Below are 14,132 nucleotides of genomic sequence, written 5' to 3'. Positions count from 1 at the left end.
CGACGTCATGCTGAGTGCCCTCGGCGATGATCGTCGCCGGGCCACCCCCGACCGAAGGTCTGTATGTCCTCGGATGCACGTCAGCTGGCTGAGTTCCTCCGGGCTCGCCGGGCTCAGCTCCGGCCTGAAGACGTCGGATATCCGCCCGACCCGAACCGACGGGTGCACGGCCTGCGTCGGGCAGAGGTCGCCGACCTGGCCGGGATCAGTCTCGACTACTACGTCCGTCTGGAACAGGGTCGGGCCTATCAAATGTCGGAGCAGGTACTCGCCGGACTGACCCGCGCCCTCTCGTTGAAGGACGATGCGGCGGCCTACTTCTACCGCCTCGCCCTCCCCGCTCCGCCACACACCGCAGTGCGGTCGGCACCGCCCGTCTCCGACCTGGTCAGACACCTCGTCGAGCAGTGGTCCGATCTGCCGGTCTACGTCGTAGATCCTAATCAGGACGTGCTCATCTCGAACGCTTTGGCCGAGGCATTGATCCCGTCAGTCGGAGTGCCGGGCTACAACACCGTCCAGTCGACCTTCCTAGCGCCGGCTGAGGGTCGGGGACTGGCCAGCTGGCAGAACGTCGCGAGGACCTGCGTAGCGGCTCTGCGCTACCACGCCAACCCGCATGATCCTCGGCTTCAGGAGATCGTTGGAGACCTCTCGGTACGCGATACGGACTTCCGGAGGATGTGGGCGCAACACGAGGCGTTCCCGTTCTCGGACGGAACAGCCCCGGTGTTCGTCGACGGGTTCGGGTTCGGCGAGTTCCCGTGGCAGACCCTCGCCGTGCCCGGCGGCCTGTTGATGCTGGTGTGGCTCGCGCCGCCCGGAACATTCGCTGCCGACGCCATCGATTTCCTGCGGAAAAAGCTCCATGCCGACTCCGACTCGATTTCCACTCGCCCTCAGAAGATCGTCCGACGAACCTGGGACGAGCAGCAGCAGGCGATCCAGCACTACATGATCCGGGCGAACCAGGCCACTCTTGCCGCTATCGAGCAGGAGGCCGGCTGACGTCGGCTCTCGCCAGGTGGTGAGCGCCGTATCTACATCCGGCCCGCGGCCAGGAAATGCTCGGTGACCGGCACGCCCGTCGCGAGCGCTCGAGCGGACTCGATGATCTGCTGGTCGTACCCGGTGGTGCGGGAGTCATGTTGCTGCAGGTGCTCTCGCCACGAGCCCACGCCGAAGACCTCGATCAGGACGCTTGCGTTCTCGCGCTCCGTGTACAGCTGCCAGCTGCGAGCACCTGTCCGTCGCCGGCTGCGCTCGAGATCGCGTGCCACGGCGAGGAACGCACTGCGGGCTTCGCCGGGCACCTCGTAGCGGACCATCACGAGGGTGGAGCGGTCGTCGTCATCCGGGCCGGACGCTGCGTCGTCAGGCTGTGAAGGTGTGACGACGGGTGGAACATCCGTCAGCGGGAGCGAGAGGACGCGCCGATCCTTGTCCGCTGTAGACAGCAGCGGAGCGATCAGAAGCGATCCGCCGACGGCGATGATGACGATTCCTGCGCCGACGAGGGTCTGCGTCGTGCCGAAGGCGGTCCCCAGAGCGCCCGTGAGCGCGGCTCCGAGTGCTGTTCCGCCGAAGAGCACGAGCTGGTAGATCGAGAGTCCCCGCGAACGCACCCACGCGGGCAGGAACGCCTGCACGGTCCCGTTCAGAGTGGCGATCACTCCGATCCAGGCAGCACCGACGATGAGAAGGATCGGCAGCGTGACGACGAGCTCCGTCGAGAACGCGGCGCCGGCGAGTCCCGCTCCGTAGACGACGGTGGAGATCATCACCGTGGCGTTGGTTCCCCATCGACTGCGCAGGCGCGGGATCAGGAATGCACCGCTGACAGATCCGATCCCGAGGGCGGCGAGCAAGATGCCGTAGCCGCTGGAATCGAGTCCGAGGTGGGCGCTGGCGAAGACCGGTAGAAGAGCCCAGAGCGCGTTGGCGGGGATCATGAACAGGCCCAGCTGCAGGTACATCCGTCGGACAACGCCGGCGTGCAACACATAGCGGAGCCCGGCCCGGGTCGCGGAAACGAACGGCTCTCGCTGAGGGGCGGCCGGCGTGTAGCCGCGCCAGCCGATCAGGACGAGGAGGAACAGGGCGAACGTGAGCAGGTTCGCCGCGAAGACGAACGGGATCCCGGCCTGCGCGATGACGAGCCCGGCGAGTGCTGGGCCGATGGCGCGCGCCACGTTCACTCCGATGGAGGAGAGCGCGGCGGCGTTCGGGATCAGCGGGCGCGGAACCAGCTCAGGAATCAGCGCCTGGTAGGCCGGCAACCAGACGGTGGAGGCTGCGCCGATCAGGAAGGTCAGGGTCAGCAGCAGGACAGGGTTGAGGAGGTCGGCGACGGACAGGACGACAAGCGCGAGTCCGGCGAGGGTCTGGAACGCCTGGACCCCGATCAGGAGGTGGCGTCGGTTCAGGAACTCGCCGAGCACACCGGCGGGGATGCCGAGAAGCAGCGCCGGCGCGGCGGCGGCGGTCTGGACCAGGGCGATCACCGCCGGGGAGGCATTGTTCTCGACGAGGAACCACTGCGCTCCGACGGTCTGCATCCAGCTGCCGATGCTGCTGATCGTCGACACGATCCAAAGCCAGCGGAAGATCCGGATGCGCAGCGGCGCGAAGGCGCCCGGTTGGGCGACCGCAGACGTCGCCGCGCTCACGAGAACCGCCCCGGACGGGTCGGGGAACGGCGGGTGAGCTGCGGCGACGTCATGCCAGGACCTACTCGGCCGAACGCTGGAGCAGGTACGTGTGCTCCCCGGCGAGGACGATCTCGGAGCGCTGATTGCGCACCGTGACCTTCGCCGTGACGACACCGTTCGGGCCCTCGGGGGTCAGTGCGGTGATCTCGAGCTGCGAGTACAGCGTGTCGCCGGCGTGCACCTCTCCGAGGAACTGCGCCGACAGGCCGGTGAAGGAGATGAACACCTCACCGATCACGTGGGGGAACAGGGTCGCTCCCGGAGCCGTGAAGGCGAGCACCTGCAGACCGTGGACCACCGGAGCACTATGCCCGTGGGCTCTCGCCCACACTTCGTCGTAGTGCACGGGGTGGTTGTCGGCGGAGACGGCCTGGAACGCGGACGCGTGAGCCTCCGTCAGCGTCCGGCTCGGGGCCCGGAAAATCTCACCGATCTGCAGCTGCTCGAAGGTGCGCGGCTCGACGATCGCGAAGGCGAGCGGGTCGAAGCTCATGCGGGGGCCAGGGCGTCGATCGACTCGATGATGAACGCGGCGACCTCGGCCGGGTGGGTCTGCATGACCAGGTGCGGCGCGTCGATCTCGATGACGGTGCGGGCTCCGGCGCGCTTGTAGCCGAAGCGCTCGACGTCGGGGTTGATGGTGTGGTCGGCGCTGGACACGATGCCGAAGGAGGGCTTCGTCTTCCACGCGGCCACGGGTGCGTTCTCCCCGAACGCGACAGCGGATAGGGGCCGCTGCGAGACGGCGAGCACGCGCGCCTCGTCCTCCGGCACACCTGCGGCGAAGACGGCGGGGAAGGCGTCGATCTTCACCGACACGTCCGTTCCGGGGTCGGCGCCCTCGATCGGATACGGGGCGTAGACGAGGTTCGCCGCGAGGTCGGAGTCCGGGAAGCCGCCCTGCAGCGCACCCAGGCTCTCGCCTTCCTCGAGTGCGTACGCCGAGACGAAGACGAGGCCGACGACGTTCTCGGCGACTCCCGCGACCGTGATCACAGCGCCGCCGTACGAGTGCCCGGCCAGGATGACCGGTCCGTCAATCTGCTCCACGAACGACTTGATGTAGGCGGAGTCGCCGATCAGGCTCCGGTTGAACACGGGCGGGACCCGGACGTCGTAGCCCTCCTCGAGAAGGCGGCGGGTCACAGGCGCCCAGCTGGCGGCGTCGGCGAAGGCACCGTGGACCAGGACGATGGTGGGGTTGTCAGACATGACGGAACTCCTCGCGGCTCGTGATCCGTCGGACACAGATCAGCACGCCGCGAGACTACGACCGGGCTCCGGCGCGCCGGCAGGAACGGGAGTCGACACCTTTCCCGACATTCGTCGAGCAGCGATAGTCGGCGGCCGGAGGGGAAGCCGGGTCGTATCACCTACCGCCGTCGGAGACATCCGAGCGCTCGAGGTCGTCCCTGCGGAGCAACGTGATCCCGTCATCCTCCGCCACCACTCGGTAACCCGAGCCCGCAGCCTCGGCGAGCAGCTCCCGCAGGCTGTCCCCACCGACCGGCCACTGCGACGCCAGGGACGTATCGGCGACGACGTACTCGGGCGCGACAGCATCCACCGGCAGGATCCCGAGGAGGGAGACGTCCGCGCGTGCGGTCAGGTGCGGAGCAAGCGAGTTGGACGCGGCGACACGCGCTCCCGACGGGATCCGGTCGAGCACCGCCTCCGCTGCGAGGGCGTGCACTGGCTCCCGCCAGAGGTCCGGCGACACGAGCCGCATCAGCGGGGAGTGCACGAGGAGAGCCGCGGTGGCGAGCGCGCTCGCGACGAGGAGCAGACGGCGCCGCGTGCGCTGAGCGGACGTCGTCGCCGAGGTGCGCGCGAGGACGTCGACGAGGGCCGCGGTGACGATCGGCACGAGCACGGCGTCGTAGTGGAACGCCGTGCCCCAGTAGTTCGGGTTGTCCGAGAGCAAGCGCCACGCCAGGGTCGGGACGGCGACGAGGGCGAGCGGCGACCGCACCGCGAGGAACGCGGTCGGGAGCAGGAGCACCACGAGCGTCGAGATCTTCAGCTCGTTCGTCAGGAGCCCGGACAACTGCTGAAGCGCCGTCGGCAGGGTCACCTGCCCCGTGTAAGCGTTCGCGCCCAAGGGATTGGCCGCCGGGATGAGCACGCCGGTCTCCAGCAGCGTCGCGGCGACCCCGAAGGCGGCCGTCAAGAGTCCGAGGAGCCTGTCCCGCGCCGCTCCGCGACCGAGCAGGAGGATCACCCCGCCCACCGCACCGACCGTCAGCCCGAGGTCCTCCTTCACCAGCACCAGCGGACCCGCCCACAGCGCGGCGGCGAGCAGCCGCCGCCGTCCGAGGGCCGAGAGCGAGAACGCCAGCAGCGGGACCGCGAAGGCGATCTCGTGGAAGTCGAAAGCGACGGCGTGGGCGAGACCGCCTGCCAGGCCGTAGGCGGCTCCCACGATCACGGCCGCCACGGCGCCGAGGGCGCGACCCGCCCAGAGCATCAGCGGGACGACGCCGACGGCGAGCATCACGGCCTGGGCGGCGAGCAGAGTGCCGGGCCCGGGAACGAGAGCGTAGACCGGGCCCAGGAGCGCGATGATCGGGGAGAAGTGATCGCCCAGGAGGGGGTAGTCGACGCCTTTCAGCAGCGACGTCGGCAGCCTGCCGTCCGCGTACGCCCGCACTCCCTGCTCGAAGATCCCGAGGTCGTAGCCGGTGGTCTCAAAGCGAGCGTGCCGACGGAAGGAGAGGGCCGCGTAGAGGAGCGCGAGGGCGAGCGCCGCGGCCCACGCCAAGACGAGGACGGCCCGGGCGGGCCGGGGCGCGCGCAGGGCCCTCCCTGCCTGAGCGGAGGCAACGGCGCCCGGGGTCGTGGCTGCTGAGGTCATCACGTCAGCGTGCGCGGGAGCCGCTGACGCGCCCCTGACGACGGCTGACGTCCCCGTCAGGAGCGCGGTCCGGCCGCTGTGGAACACTCGCCCCATGCGCATCCTCCTCGTCGACGACGAACGGAGCTTCGCGGGGATCCTCGCCGCGGGACTCACCGCCGAGGGCTTCGTGGTCGACGTCGCGCACGACGGAAGGGCCGGCTACCTGCTCGCAGCGACCGGGGCCTACGCGGCGATCGTGCTCGACCTGATGCTGCCGGTGATGAGCGGATTCGCCGTCAGCACCCGGCTGCGGGCGGAGGGGATCCAGACGCCGATCATCGTCCTCACCGCCAAGAACGGCCGACTCGACGAGGTGGAGGCGCTGGAAGCGGGCGCGGACGACTACCTCCGCAAGCCGTTCGCCTACGCCGTGCTCGTCGCTCGCCTGCGCAGCCTGCTCCGACGGCCCGCCGCGCTCGTGGACCCCTTGGTGACCGTCGGCGACCTGCGGCTCGACAGCGCACGGCGGCGGGTCCACCGCGGCGAGACGGCGATCGAGCTGAGCGCGCGCGAGTGGTCGCTGCTCGAGATCCTCGCGCGAGCGGACGGAGCAGTGGTCGGCAAGCAGACGCTGCTCCTCGAAGCCTGGGAGGGCGAGCAGGACGACGTGAATCTCGTGGAGGCCCGCATCAGCGCGCTGCGCCGAAAAATCGACGGCCCCTTCGACCGCCGGTCGCTAGTCACAGTGCGCGGAGCGGGCTACCGGCTCGTGGATGACCGCCGATGACCCGGCGGCGGCGCGCCCTCCTCGCTCGCGGCGGGATCGCCGGGCGGATCGCCCTGTGGGCCGGCGCGCTGACGCTGGCGCTGCTGGTCGTCGCCGCACTGCTGATGCGGGGAGCCCTCTACTCGAGCCGGATGGAGGCGACGGAGCGTCTCGCCGGCTCGCAGGCCGACCAGATCGCCGATGCCGTGCAGGCGGGCGAGCCCGTCTCCGGCGGGTACGGAGCGCTGCCCTACGTCCTCGTCCGGGGAGACGGAGCGGTCGTCGCCGCTTCCGGCGAGTTCTCCTGGCCGGGCGACGCCCCCTCGCTCCCCATCCCTCCGCCCTCAACGGAGCGCTTCGTCGGAGGACGCTGGCCGGTCGTCATCACGGCGGGACCGCTCGCCGGCCGCACCCTCACCGCCATCAGCGGCACCTTCATGGGGCCCTCCGACGGGCTCGACGGCAGCTCCGACGACACGCCCTACCGCGTGTACGTCATGGCCACCACCGACGCCGCGGACGCGACCGTCGCCGTCCTCGATCCGTTCCTCTGGGGCTCGGTCCTGCTCGTCGTCGTCCTCGTCGCGGGCACGGCCGCGGTCGCCGTCCGTCGCGCCCTCCGCCCGGTCGAGCGGATGCGGCGCGCGGCCGACGCGGTGTCGGGCGCCCCGGCGGGTGCCCGGATCGACGAGCCGGCCGTCGACGACGAGCTCCGAGCCCTCGCCCGCACTCTGAACGGGATGCTCGAGCGGATCGACGAGGCGTCTGCGCGCCAGGCCCGCTTCATCGCCGACGCCGCGCACGAGCTGCGCACCCCCCTCTCCTCCCTCCTCGCCGCGCTGGAGGTCGCCCGCGCCCATCCCGGCTCGCTGTCACCGGACGAGGTCCTCCGGCACGTGGAGACGGAGGCGCAGCGGCTGCGCGTGCTCGCCGACGATCTCCTCGACCTGACGGTGAGCTCCGCGGGTGGCGCCGGGTCTGAGGATCGGGTCGACGCCGTCGAGGTCGTGTCCGAGGCGCTCGACCGCCGGCGAGCGCGGGTGCCGAAGCGGGTGCGCCTCGCCGCCGAGCTGCCCACGACTCCGCTAGTGGTCGGCCTCCGCGGACCGCAGCTCGAACGGGTCGTCGAGAACCTGCTCGACAACGGACTCCGCCACGCCCGCTCGCTCGTCGTGGTCCGGCTTGACCGTGTGCCGAGCGAGGAGGGCTCGTTCGTGCGGCTGGAAGTGCAGAACGACGGCCCCGCGGTCGCCGAGCAGGACCGCGAGCGGATCTTCGAGCCCTTCGTTCGGCTCGACGAAGCCCGAACCCGCGACGACGGCGGCACCGGTCTCGGCCTCGCTATCACCCGAGCGATCCTGACTCAGGCTGGCGGGACCATCACCGTCTCGACACCGACCACGCGTCCCGCCCGAGGCGCGGTATTCACAGCGATTCTCCCTAAACTGACATAATATCAATTATCGATATCGTGGAGAGGGGTTCGGAGCGTGAGCTTGAAGCTGTTCGGCTAGGACCACAGCGCTAGCTGCGCGTCGACCGTTGGAGCGCCCTTCACGAGCGCGGTCCGCCAGTTCAACACATGGTCATTTTGAAGTCTGCCGACGACCAAAATCTGGTGGACACCCATCGTGTTGGCTACTTGCGCAACCCAGTCAGCTCCGACTCGTGCGGGCGCCGCCGGGAAGGTTCCGGGGAACATCCATCCGCCTGCGAGCTTGTCAGCATCATCTTCTACACCTAGCGTGTGGTGGTCGTCAGGTTCGTCGACGATCACGCCGCCTCCTTCCAGATGACCGAGCACTATGTGAGCGACCTCGTGGAGCAACGTGAAAAGCACCTTGTCGAGGCGCTTTCCCCGGCCTGAGATACCGATGATGGGGGTCTCCTCCAGCATGAAGGAGCAGCCGTCGAGCTTGCTTGAGGGGAACGCTTCCACATAAACGAGCGCCACGCCGCACTCAGCGAAAAGCTCAGGGAGTGTCCCGAAATCTGCTTCGTCTCGCACGGCCCGGGATAGACGCACGGCCAGAGACCTGAGCGCCTCCTGAGAGTACTCGGCGACCGCCTTCCGCCTCGCCACCGCACGAACACATGCGACCCAGGCCCGCTGCGTAGCGCTCAACTGTTCGTTTTCATTTGTTCGGCGGGCGGCGATCTGGAGGTCGGGCTCGCCTTCAATGGAGGGCATTCCGTAGAGCTGCGCGAGTTGCTCGGCTTGCTCCTCGAGCCGGCTTGACGTGATAAATCCTCGCTTGACGAGAATCGAGATCGGAGCAAGCTCCTTCAAGCGAGCACGCACCCGAACCTCACCTAGTGCCGCCTGAGTGCGCTCGTCCTGCTCCTGACGCCAGAGGAAGTACTGGTCCTGCAGCTTCAGCCACGTCTCGGGCGAGGTTCCGAGGGCGGCGCCGAGCTGCGCTGCAGATTCGCGGGTGATCTCCTTCTTGCCAGCGATGATCTCCGACACGAACTGAGGAGGGCGGCCGAGAATCTCGGCGAATTCGGCTTGGGTCCAGCCGCGCTCTTCAAGCTCGTCGGCAAGGAACTCCCCCGCTGGGAACACTTCAGCGCGGACGGTTGCCATGGTGCGGCTCCTTTCAGTGATAGTCATCGATTTCGAGGACAACGACGAAGCGGCCGTCGTCATCGGTCTCGAAGCGGAGGATCAGGCGGTACTGGTCGTTGAGCCGGATCGACGATGACCCCGCTCGGTCTCCCAGCAGTTTTTCGAGATGCAACGACTTCCAAGCGCGCACCTCCCGTTCGTCCTTCGCCGCTTCGAGCAGCTGCAGTTTCTTGCGGAAGGAGCGGATGACGTCCTGATTCCAGCCCTTGGGCATGAAGCTTCGGTCTTCCGCGAGACGACGGAGGACGTCGTCTCTGATGTCAACGCGCAACCCCCACCCACCTCATCACCTACGGGCTGATGCCTAGCTGAGGGTAACGCACGTTTGAGAGGCTGCTAAACTGTAATCAGGTCATCACCCCTTGCGTGATACATACTAGACGAGTACGGTCCAAGAGACAAGCGATCGGAGAGCACCATGTCGACGTTCACGCCGCAGCAGTTCGGCCAGACAGTGATGCGGGACTTCGCGGCCCGCCGCGACGGATCGGTGCTGCTCTCGAAAGCTCAGGAGCGCTCTCTCGCTCACCCCCGCTTCGAAGACCTCCCGGTCGGTGGACGGACGACGGCAGCGATGACCGTCGCCTTCCTGGACCTCACGGACTTCACTGGCCGCAGCTTCTGGGACGACCCCGCCGAGGTCGCAGATCTTGCCCACGCCGTGCTGTCAGGGTTCATCGAGACCGTCATCGCGTTCGGCGGGTTCCCCCTCGGACTGCGTGGAGACGGTCTCTTCGCCGGATTCGGACCCGGAACGAGCGAGGTTGACGCCGCAATGGCACTAGCTGCCTGCGCCTTCGCGCTCAACGCCGTCAACACGGAAGTCAATCCGCTGCTCAAGCAGCGCGGGATCCGCCCTGTCCAGGCGCGTGCCGGTCTCGACCACGGCACGATCACTTTCATCCGTAGCGGCAGCGACGAGCACAGCGAGGTCAACCCGCTCGGCTTCGCGGCGAACTTCGCTGCGAAGTGCGAGAAGCAGGCGAAATCGTGGGAAATCGTCATCGGCGAGAACCTCGCAGGTCTCCTGCCGGACGAGGACAACTACACCGAGCACGCCGAGTCTCCGAAGAAGTACCAGCGGGATTACGAGCCCCGGTACTACCACTTCTACGACTACCGCTGGCGCCGCTCGCTCCCCCACCTTCAGTCGGCGCTCGACCAGCTGCACGGCCGACCCACGGCTTCCATCGCCATCTCCTAGAGGAGGACCTCATGACCATTCCGTCCCTGCTCCGTCACCTCGGCATCGAGGTACCCCGCTACGTGACAGTCGACGGTCGGATCGTCACCGACGGCATCACTCACGCTGCCACCGGCGCGAGCCATTCCACATATGGCTCGGTCACCCCCATCGCATCACACACCTTCCACGGCGGACGAGACCCTCTCCTGGCAACCACGACAGCAGCCTGGTGGGACGACGAGGACGCTCTTCTGCGTCACCGCGAGTCGATGGGGACCGCGTTCCCGGGCTTCAAGTTCTCTCCCGCAAACGGAACGCGACCGCCGACGTGGTTCGGCGTGATCAACACCGGCCGCGGCCGCTTCAAGGTCGGAATCTTCCTCCGCCGCGACGAGGGGCTCCCCAGCATCCGAGTGTTCGGCCCGCAGCTCGGCGCGTACTCCTCAGGTCGCTGGGTGCGATCTCCTCACCTCTACGACAGCGGCAACCTCTGCGTCGCCGATCAGAGCGACTGGAATCCCGCCGTACACACTGCAGCAACCGCAACCGCCTGGGCCGCACACTGGCTCGCCGCCTACACCGAATGGCGCATGTCCCGCCGCTGGCCTGCCGAAGGAGTGCGCCATGAGCTGGATGAAGCCTAAGAGCAGCCCTTCACCCAGCGACCAGCCGGAGGGCGCGCTTGAGGCGATGGAGCACGTCTCGAACTGGGTGCGCTTCGCCGACACAAAGGCGACCATCCTCAGCGCCGGCGTCGCCGCGGTGCTCGCGATGTCCGTGGCGAACGCGAAGACGGTGCTCAAGCAGATCGACTACACACCCACCGGCATCGCCATCGCAGTTCTTGCGACAGTGTCGATCGCCGCTCTGCTCTGGACGGTCATCTGGATCGTCCGCGCAATCACGCCGAGCAGGACTACGGGAACGCTCGAGCCGAACCGCTTCGCTTGGCCAGCAATGGCTCGACTTCCCCTGGATGACCTGCAGCATCACGCCCGCACCACCTTCCGCGACGAAGACGCTTGGCGACAGACGCACGACCTCGCGAAAACAGCAGATCGAAAATTCGCCGCCTGCAAAAAAGCGACATTCGGATTCGCCGCCCTCATCATCGCGACGCCCGCCTGCCTGATTACAGCCATCTCGAGCTCGATCTCCTAAGACACCAGACTGCGACGCAGCACTTGGCTCGGTTCCTCAGAGGCAGCTCGATCAGTGAGATAGGTAGCTAGATACGTAGGTAGCTCTTCGCATGGCCGGCGGGATGATCCTGCTGCCGAGGAAGGCGTCAGCGGCCGGGCTTGTACCGCTCGATCTGAGCCCCCTGGCCGCGGCTACCACGGGTCGAGGGGACGCGCGCGCGCTTCGTGGACTCCACACCGCGGGCGGGAGTGGCGAAGGATGCGTCGACGGTCATCCGCGCATTCACCTGCTCCTCCGGGACGTTCTGAGCCTGCATCGTCGCTGCCGTGTGCGCGCGGCGCTCGGCGCTGTCGTACGCAAGTTCTCCTTCGGAGCGAGCCGCGACTGCACGCCCCGCCCCAGTTGGCGCCTGAACGTCATCCGGGTTGCGCTGCGTACTGCTGTCGTCGCGGTAGAGGGCGACCTGGGCCCTGGCGTCCTCAGCGAGGCTACGCAGCTCCTCCGAGCTCTGCGTGGGCGTGCCACCCCCATCCGCGTCGCGGTCGTACTGAGCGGCCTGCTGCTCGAGCGCGTCGGCACGTCGTGCGGAGTCGATAGGGATCTCGGACGACGCGACCGAAGAGGAGCCTTCGTTGGCGCGGTCGAGGCGGTCGGCTTCCGCGATCATCACCTGGGCCTCGGTGACGTCGCGCCGGGATTGTGCCCGCTCGGCGTCCGCCGCGGCGACGGTAGGTCCGCCGGCCTGGTCGGTGCGCCACTCCTGCACGAGAGCCGCGCGCGCGGCTTCAGCCACCGCCGGGTCCGCCGGCTGCACGCGGCCACGGTCATCAAAGGCGACGGCAGTCTCGACGCGGTAGTCCTGGTAGCCGACCGGATCGCTGACGCGCTTCCACTCCTCCGCAACACTCAGCTCGAGTGCGGGGACGTCGCCGGCGACCGCCGCGCGGTAGTCCGCGATGAGCGCCCGCTCCGCCGAAGGGTTGGGCTCGCGGATGTCGCCGACGGGCATGGTGAGCCGGTCGTCGTCGACGGCTGACCGTCTGCGAGAGCGCCTTGTCATACGCGACGTGCGCCTTCGTCCTGTCGGCGCGCACCGCGGAGACAGCGATGTGGATGTGGTCGTTGCCGTTCTTCGACAGCCCGTGCCGCACGGCGATCCACCGGCAGTCCGCCTTTGCGGAGGACTCGCCGGCGGACCCCATCCGGTCCACGAAATCGGTCGCGATCCGTCCCCACTGCTCATCGGTGAGCTGCCCCTCCTCCGCACGCAGCGAGAGGGAGCAGTGCCAGACGTCAGCGGCGACGCGCTTGCTGCCGATCTACTCGCCGGAGTCCTTGTCGAACACCTTCTCGTGGCGGGTCACCTCGACGCCGAAGAAGTTCTTGTACTCGTTCAACTCTGCCGCGATCGCGGCGGCCTCGGCTTGGTCGAGGACGCTCTCACCGTGCATCGCCATGATCGCCGGGTTCCCCGCGATCAAGTGCTGCTCGGTGTGCTCGTTCGCGCGCCCCTCGCCCGCGAGGTAGCGCACGAGACCGCCCATGTCCCCGCCGTACGTGACGTTGGGGATCACTGGTCGGCCAGTCGTCGCAGCGTCTCATTCACCCGCGGCACAGCGCCCGGTACTCCGCCGCCACTTACGCTGCTTCCTCAGGGAAGCGGCCCTCGGCGTTAGCGAAGGATCATCGACTCGATCAGCGCCGAACTCACCCCCCGAGGGACTCCTCGGACTCAACACCCGCAGCGTCGAGGAGCAGGCATCCCCCGCGACCATCGCCCGTGACCGGCTCGCCGAGACCCCACTCGACGAGGAGCGGCCTCGAGCCCCTCGGCGTCCGGAGTCGTCAGCGTCCGACCTCAGCCTCGGGCCGCTCGGCGACGTCCGCGGAAGGCGACGATCCGGCCGTGCAGGAGGAGCAGCCGCGGCACGACCTGGTAGACGGCGAGCGGCACCACGACGGCGGTCAGGACGAAGGCCCGCAGAACAGGAGGCCACTCGTCCGCGACGAGGGCCGGCACTGTCATCCCGATGGTGACCAGAGGAGAGATCGCCAGCCAGGTCACCACCGCCCTGACGTGCACGCTCGCGACAGGTGAGGGATCGGTCTCGTCGGCGGCGAGTGCTCTGCCGTCATGCTCCATCGTGTCCTCCGACCGGTCTTTCGGACACGGACCTCGTGACACTCGGCGCCGGCTCAGCCCGGCTGATGCACGTGGATGTCGCTGCTCGACGTCACGCCGTTGAACTCGAGATACAGCTGCCCCTCGACGACCGACACGGTCAGCGTGTTGCGGCGCTCGAGTACCGCGACCGCGGCATCCAGGAACCCCTGGTCGAAGCTCTGCACGGTGATCTGCTCGAGCTGGTGGACGCGCTTGCCGGACCACGCCGCGATCACCTTCTCCGGGTTGCGATGCGTGTAGACCGTCGTGCGGTCGGCCAGTCTGCTCCCGAAGTGCAGTCGCTCGGCATCCGGCGCGCCCACCTCGATCCACGTGGTCAGTTTGCCGGTGAGATCGCGAACCAGCACCGCCGGCTCGGTCGCCGTCGACGAGATCCCCTCGCTGAAGGTGATCCCCTCCACGTATTCGAGGCAGTACGCGAGCACGCGCGTCATCATGTACGCGTCGGTCTCGGAGGGGTGCCGAGCGGCCCGCAACGTGATGTCCTCGTAGACACCGCGGTCCACATCAGCCAGCTGTATCGCGAAGTTGTACATCACTGCGCCGGCTGCCACGTGTGCGAGCTTATGTCCTCTCGCTCATCGAGGAGCGCGAGGCTTCTCCGGCGCCGGTGGGGGCATCGTGTCCGCGCGCCTCCACGCAGGAACGGCCCGGCAGGAGGCATTCACTCCGTCGA

Annotated in this window: 16 protein-coding genes and 1 pseudogene; 6 read left to right on the top strand and 11 right to left on the bottom strand. The window is 68.1% G+C overall.

All coding sequences use genetic code 11. The features are described from left to right. The first annotated feature begins 63 nt into the window (after window positions 1–63). Complete coding sequence (locus C5C39_RS02225; RefSeq protein WP_104352561.1) at window positions 64–1,008, top strand: helix-turn-helix domain-containing protein; 945 nt, start codon at window positions 64–66, stop codon at window positions 1,006–1,008. 32 nt (window positions 1,009–1,040) lie between these two features. On the opposite strand, the gene C5C39_RS02220 is transcribed toward C5C39_RS02225, so the two are convergent. The 4 genes from C5C39_RS02220 to C5C39_RS02205 all read right to left on the bottom strand — a co-directional run bounded on the left by C5C39_RS02220 (window position 1,041) and on the right by C5C39_RS02205 (window position 5,565). Further along, window positions 1,041–2,669 (bottom strand): MFS transporter, encoded by a 1,629-nt coding sequence (locus C5C39_RS02220; protein WP_181136295.1) that lies wholly within the window; start codon window positions 2,667–2,669, stop codon window positions 1,041–1,043. Window positions 2,670–2,730: 61 nt separating this feature from the next. Further along, window positions 2,731–3,204, bottom strand: coding sequence for a MaoC family dehydratase (locus C5C39_RS02215; protein WP_104352559.1), 474 nt, complete (start codon window positions 3,202–3,204; stop codon window positions 2,731–2,733). After that, window positions 3,201–3,923 carry an alpha/beta fold hydrolase gene (locus tag C5C39_RS02210; protein ID WP_104352558.1) on the bottom strand — a complete coding sequence of 241 codons (723 nt, stop codon included), beginning with the start codon at window positions 3,921–3,923 and terminating at the stop codon, window positions 3,201–3,203. Before C5C39_RS02210 ends, C5C39_RS02215 begins: the two co-directional genes overlap by 4 nt. Window positions 3,924–4,080: 157 nt before the next feature. Next, a complete protein-coding gene (locus C5C39_RS02205; protein WP_104352631.1) occupies window positions 4,081–5,565 on the bottom strand; it encodes a DUF2079 domain-containing protein in 1,485 nt (494 codons plus the stop codon). Window positions 5,566–5,659: 94 nt separating this feature from the next. Between C5C39_RS02205 and C5C39_RS02200 the strand changes: the two genes are divergently transcribed. Together C5C39_RS02200 and C5C39_RS02195 are read left to right on the top strand one after the other, a co-directional pair. Continuing rightward, a complete protein-coding gene (locus tag C5C39_RS02200; RefSeq protein ID WP_104352557.1) occupies window positions 5,660–6,334 on the top strand; it encodes a response regulator transcription factor in 675 nt (224 codons plus the stop codon). Continuing rightward, complete coding sequence (locus C5C39_RS02195) at window positions 6,331–7,767, top strand: HAMP domain-containing sensor histidine kinase (RefSeq protein WP_104352556.1); 1,437 nt, start codon at window positions 6,331–6,333, stop codon at window positions 7,765–7,767. Before C5C39_RS02200 ends, C5C39_RS02195 begins: the two co-directional genes overlap by 4 nt. Before the next feature lie 56 nt (window positions 7,768–7,823). On the opposite strand, the gene C5C39_RS02190 is transcribed toward C5C39_RS02195, so the two are convergent. Beyond that, window positions 7,824–8,900: a HigA family addiction module antitoxin gene (locus tag C5C39_RS02190; RefSeq protein ID WP_104352555.1), complete on the bottom strand. Its 1,077-nt coding sequence runs from the start codon at window positions 8,898–8,900 to the stop codon at window positions 7,824–7,826. 13 nt (window positions 8,901–8,913) lie between these two features. After that, entirely contained in the window at window positions 8,914–9,213 is a 300-nt protein-coding gene (locus C5C39_RS02185) for a type II toxin-antitoxin system RelE/ParE family toxin (RefSeq protein WP_104352554.1), read from the bottom strand. Between the two features lie 147 nt (window positions 9,214–9,360). Between C5C39_RS02185 and C5C39_RS02180 the strand changes: the two genes are divergently transcribed. From C5C39_RS02180 to C5C39_RS02170, 3 genes are read left to right on the top strand one after another with little or no spacing between them, the layout of a single operon-like run. Beyond that, window positions 9,361–10,146, top strand: a complete 786-nt coding sequence (locus tag C5C39_RS02180) for an adenylate/guanylate cyclase domain-containing protein (protein WP_104352553.1) — start codon at window positions 9,361–9,363, stop codon at window positions 10,144–10,146. Between the two features lie 11 nt (window positions 10,147–10,157). Further along, window positions 10,158–10,772 carry a hypothetical protein gene (locus C5C39_RS02175; protein WP_104352552.1) on the top strand — a complete coding sequence of 205 codons (615 nt, stop codon included), beginning with the start codon at window positions 10,158–10,160 and terminating at the stop codon, window positions 10,770–10,772. Continuing rightward, window positions 10,753–11,289, top strand: coding sequence for a Pycsar system effector family protein (locus C5C39_RS02170; RefSeq protein WP_104352551.1), 537 nt, complete (start codon window positions 10,753–10,755; stop codon window positions 11,287–11,289). Before C5C39_RS02175 ends, C5C39_RS02170 begins: the two co-directional genes overlap by 20 nt. Before the next feature lie 127 nt (window positions 11,290–11,416). On the opposite strand, the gene C5C39_RS02165 is transcribed toward C5C39_RS02170, so the two are convergent. From C5C39_RS02165 to C5C39_RS02150, 5 genes and pseudogenes are all read right to left on the bottom strand, one after another. Beyond that, entirely contained in the window at window positions 11,417–12,280 is an 864-nt protein-coding gene (locus C5C39_RS02165; protein ID WP_146083863.1) for a hypothetical protein, read from the bottom strand. Window positions 12,281–12,308: 28 nt separating this feature from the next. After that, window positions 12,309–12,590 (bottom strand): annotated as a pseudogene (locus C5C39_RS17955) (relaxase/mobilization nuclease domain-containing protein); the annotation flags it as partial. Further along, entirely contained in the window at window positions 12,591–12,815 is a 225-nt protein-coding gene (locus tag C5C39_RS02160; protein ID WP_146083477.1) for a hypothetical protein, read from the bottom strand. A 314-nt stretch (window positions 12,816–13,129) separates the two neighbouring features. After that, on the bottom strand, window positions 13,130–13,414 hold the full coding sequence (locus C5C39_RS17790) for a hypothetical protein (RefSeq protein WP_104352549.1): 285 nt from the start codon (window positions 13,412–13,414) through the stop codon (window positions 13,130–13,132). 53 nt (window positions 13,415–13,467) lie between these two features. Next, window positions 13,468–14,010, bottom strand: a complete 543-nt coding sequence (locus C5C39_RS02150) for a YaeQ family protein (protein ID WP_104352548.1) — start codon at window positions 14,008–14,010, stop codon at window positions 13,468–13,470. Window positions 14,011–14,132 lie beyond the last annotated feature (122 nt).

The organism is Rathayibacter sp. AY1F3, assembly GCF_002931975.1.
Taxonomy (GTDB): domain Bacteria; phylum Actinomycetota; class Actinomycetes; order Actinomycetales; family Microbacteriaceae; genus Rathayibacter.
This window is presented reverse-complemented; position numbering and strand designations above follow the sequence as displayed.

Bases quoted from the DNA above. Each gene is read 5' to 3' on its own strand.
- C5C39_RS02175 (WP_104352552.1), top strand. From the start codon at position 10,158: ATGACCATTCCGTCCCTGCTCCGTCACCTCGGCATCGAGGTACCCCGC.
- C5C39_RS02180 (WP_104352553.1), top strand. From the start codon at position 9,361: ATGTCGACGTTCACGCCGCAGCAGTTCGGCCAGACAGTGATGCGGGAC.
- C5C39_RS02195 (WP_104352556.1), top strand. From the start codon at position 6,331: ATGACCCGGCGGCGGCGCGCCCTCCTCGCTCGCGGCGGGATCGCCGGG.
- C5C39_RS02215 (WP_104352559.1), bottom strand. From the start codon at position 3,204: ATGAGCTTCGACCCGCTCGCCTTCGCGATCGTCGAGCCGCGCACCTTC.
- C5C39_RS02160 (WP_146083477.1), bottom strand. From the start codon at position 12,815: ATGGGCGGTCTCGTGCGCTACCTCGCGGGCGAGGGGCGCGCGAACGAG.
- C5C39_RS02210 (WP_104352558.1), bottom strand. From the start codon at position 3,923: ATGTCTGACAACCCCACCATCGTCCTGGTCCACGGTGCCTTCGCCGAC.
- C5C39_RS02170 (WP_104352551.1), top strand. From the start codon at position 10,753: ATGAGCTGGATGAAGCCTAAGAGCAGCCCTTCACCCAGCGACCAGCCG.
- C5C39_RS02225 (WP_104352561.1), top strand. From the start codon at position 64: ATGTCCTCGGATGCACGTCAGCTGGCTGAGTTCCTCCGGGCTCGCCGG.
- C5C39_RS02200 (WP_104352557.1), top strand. From the start codon at position 5,660: ATGCGCATCCTCCTCGTCGACGACGAACGGAGCTTCGCGGGGATCCTC.
- C5C39_RS02205 (WP_104352631.1), bottom strand. From the start codon at position 5,565: ATGACCTCAGCAGCCACGACCCCGGGCGCCGTTGCCTCCGCTCAGGCA.
- C5C39_RS02165 (WP_146083863.1), bottom strand. From the start codon at position 12,280: ATGCCCGTCGGCGACATCCGCGAGCCCAACCCTTCGGCGGAGCGGGCG.
- C5C39_RS17790 (WP_104352549.1), bottom strand. From the start codon at position 13,414: ATGGAGCATGACGGCAGAGCACTCGCCGCCGACGAGACCGATCCCTCA.
- C5C39_RS02190 (WP_104352555.1), bottom strand. From the start codon at position 8,900: ATGGCAACCGTCCGCGCTGAAGTGTTCCCAGCGGGGGAGTTCCTTGCC.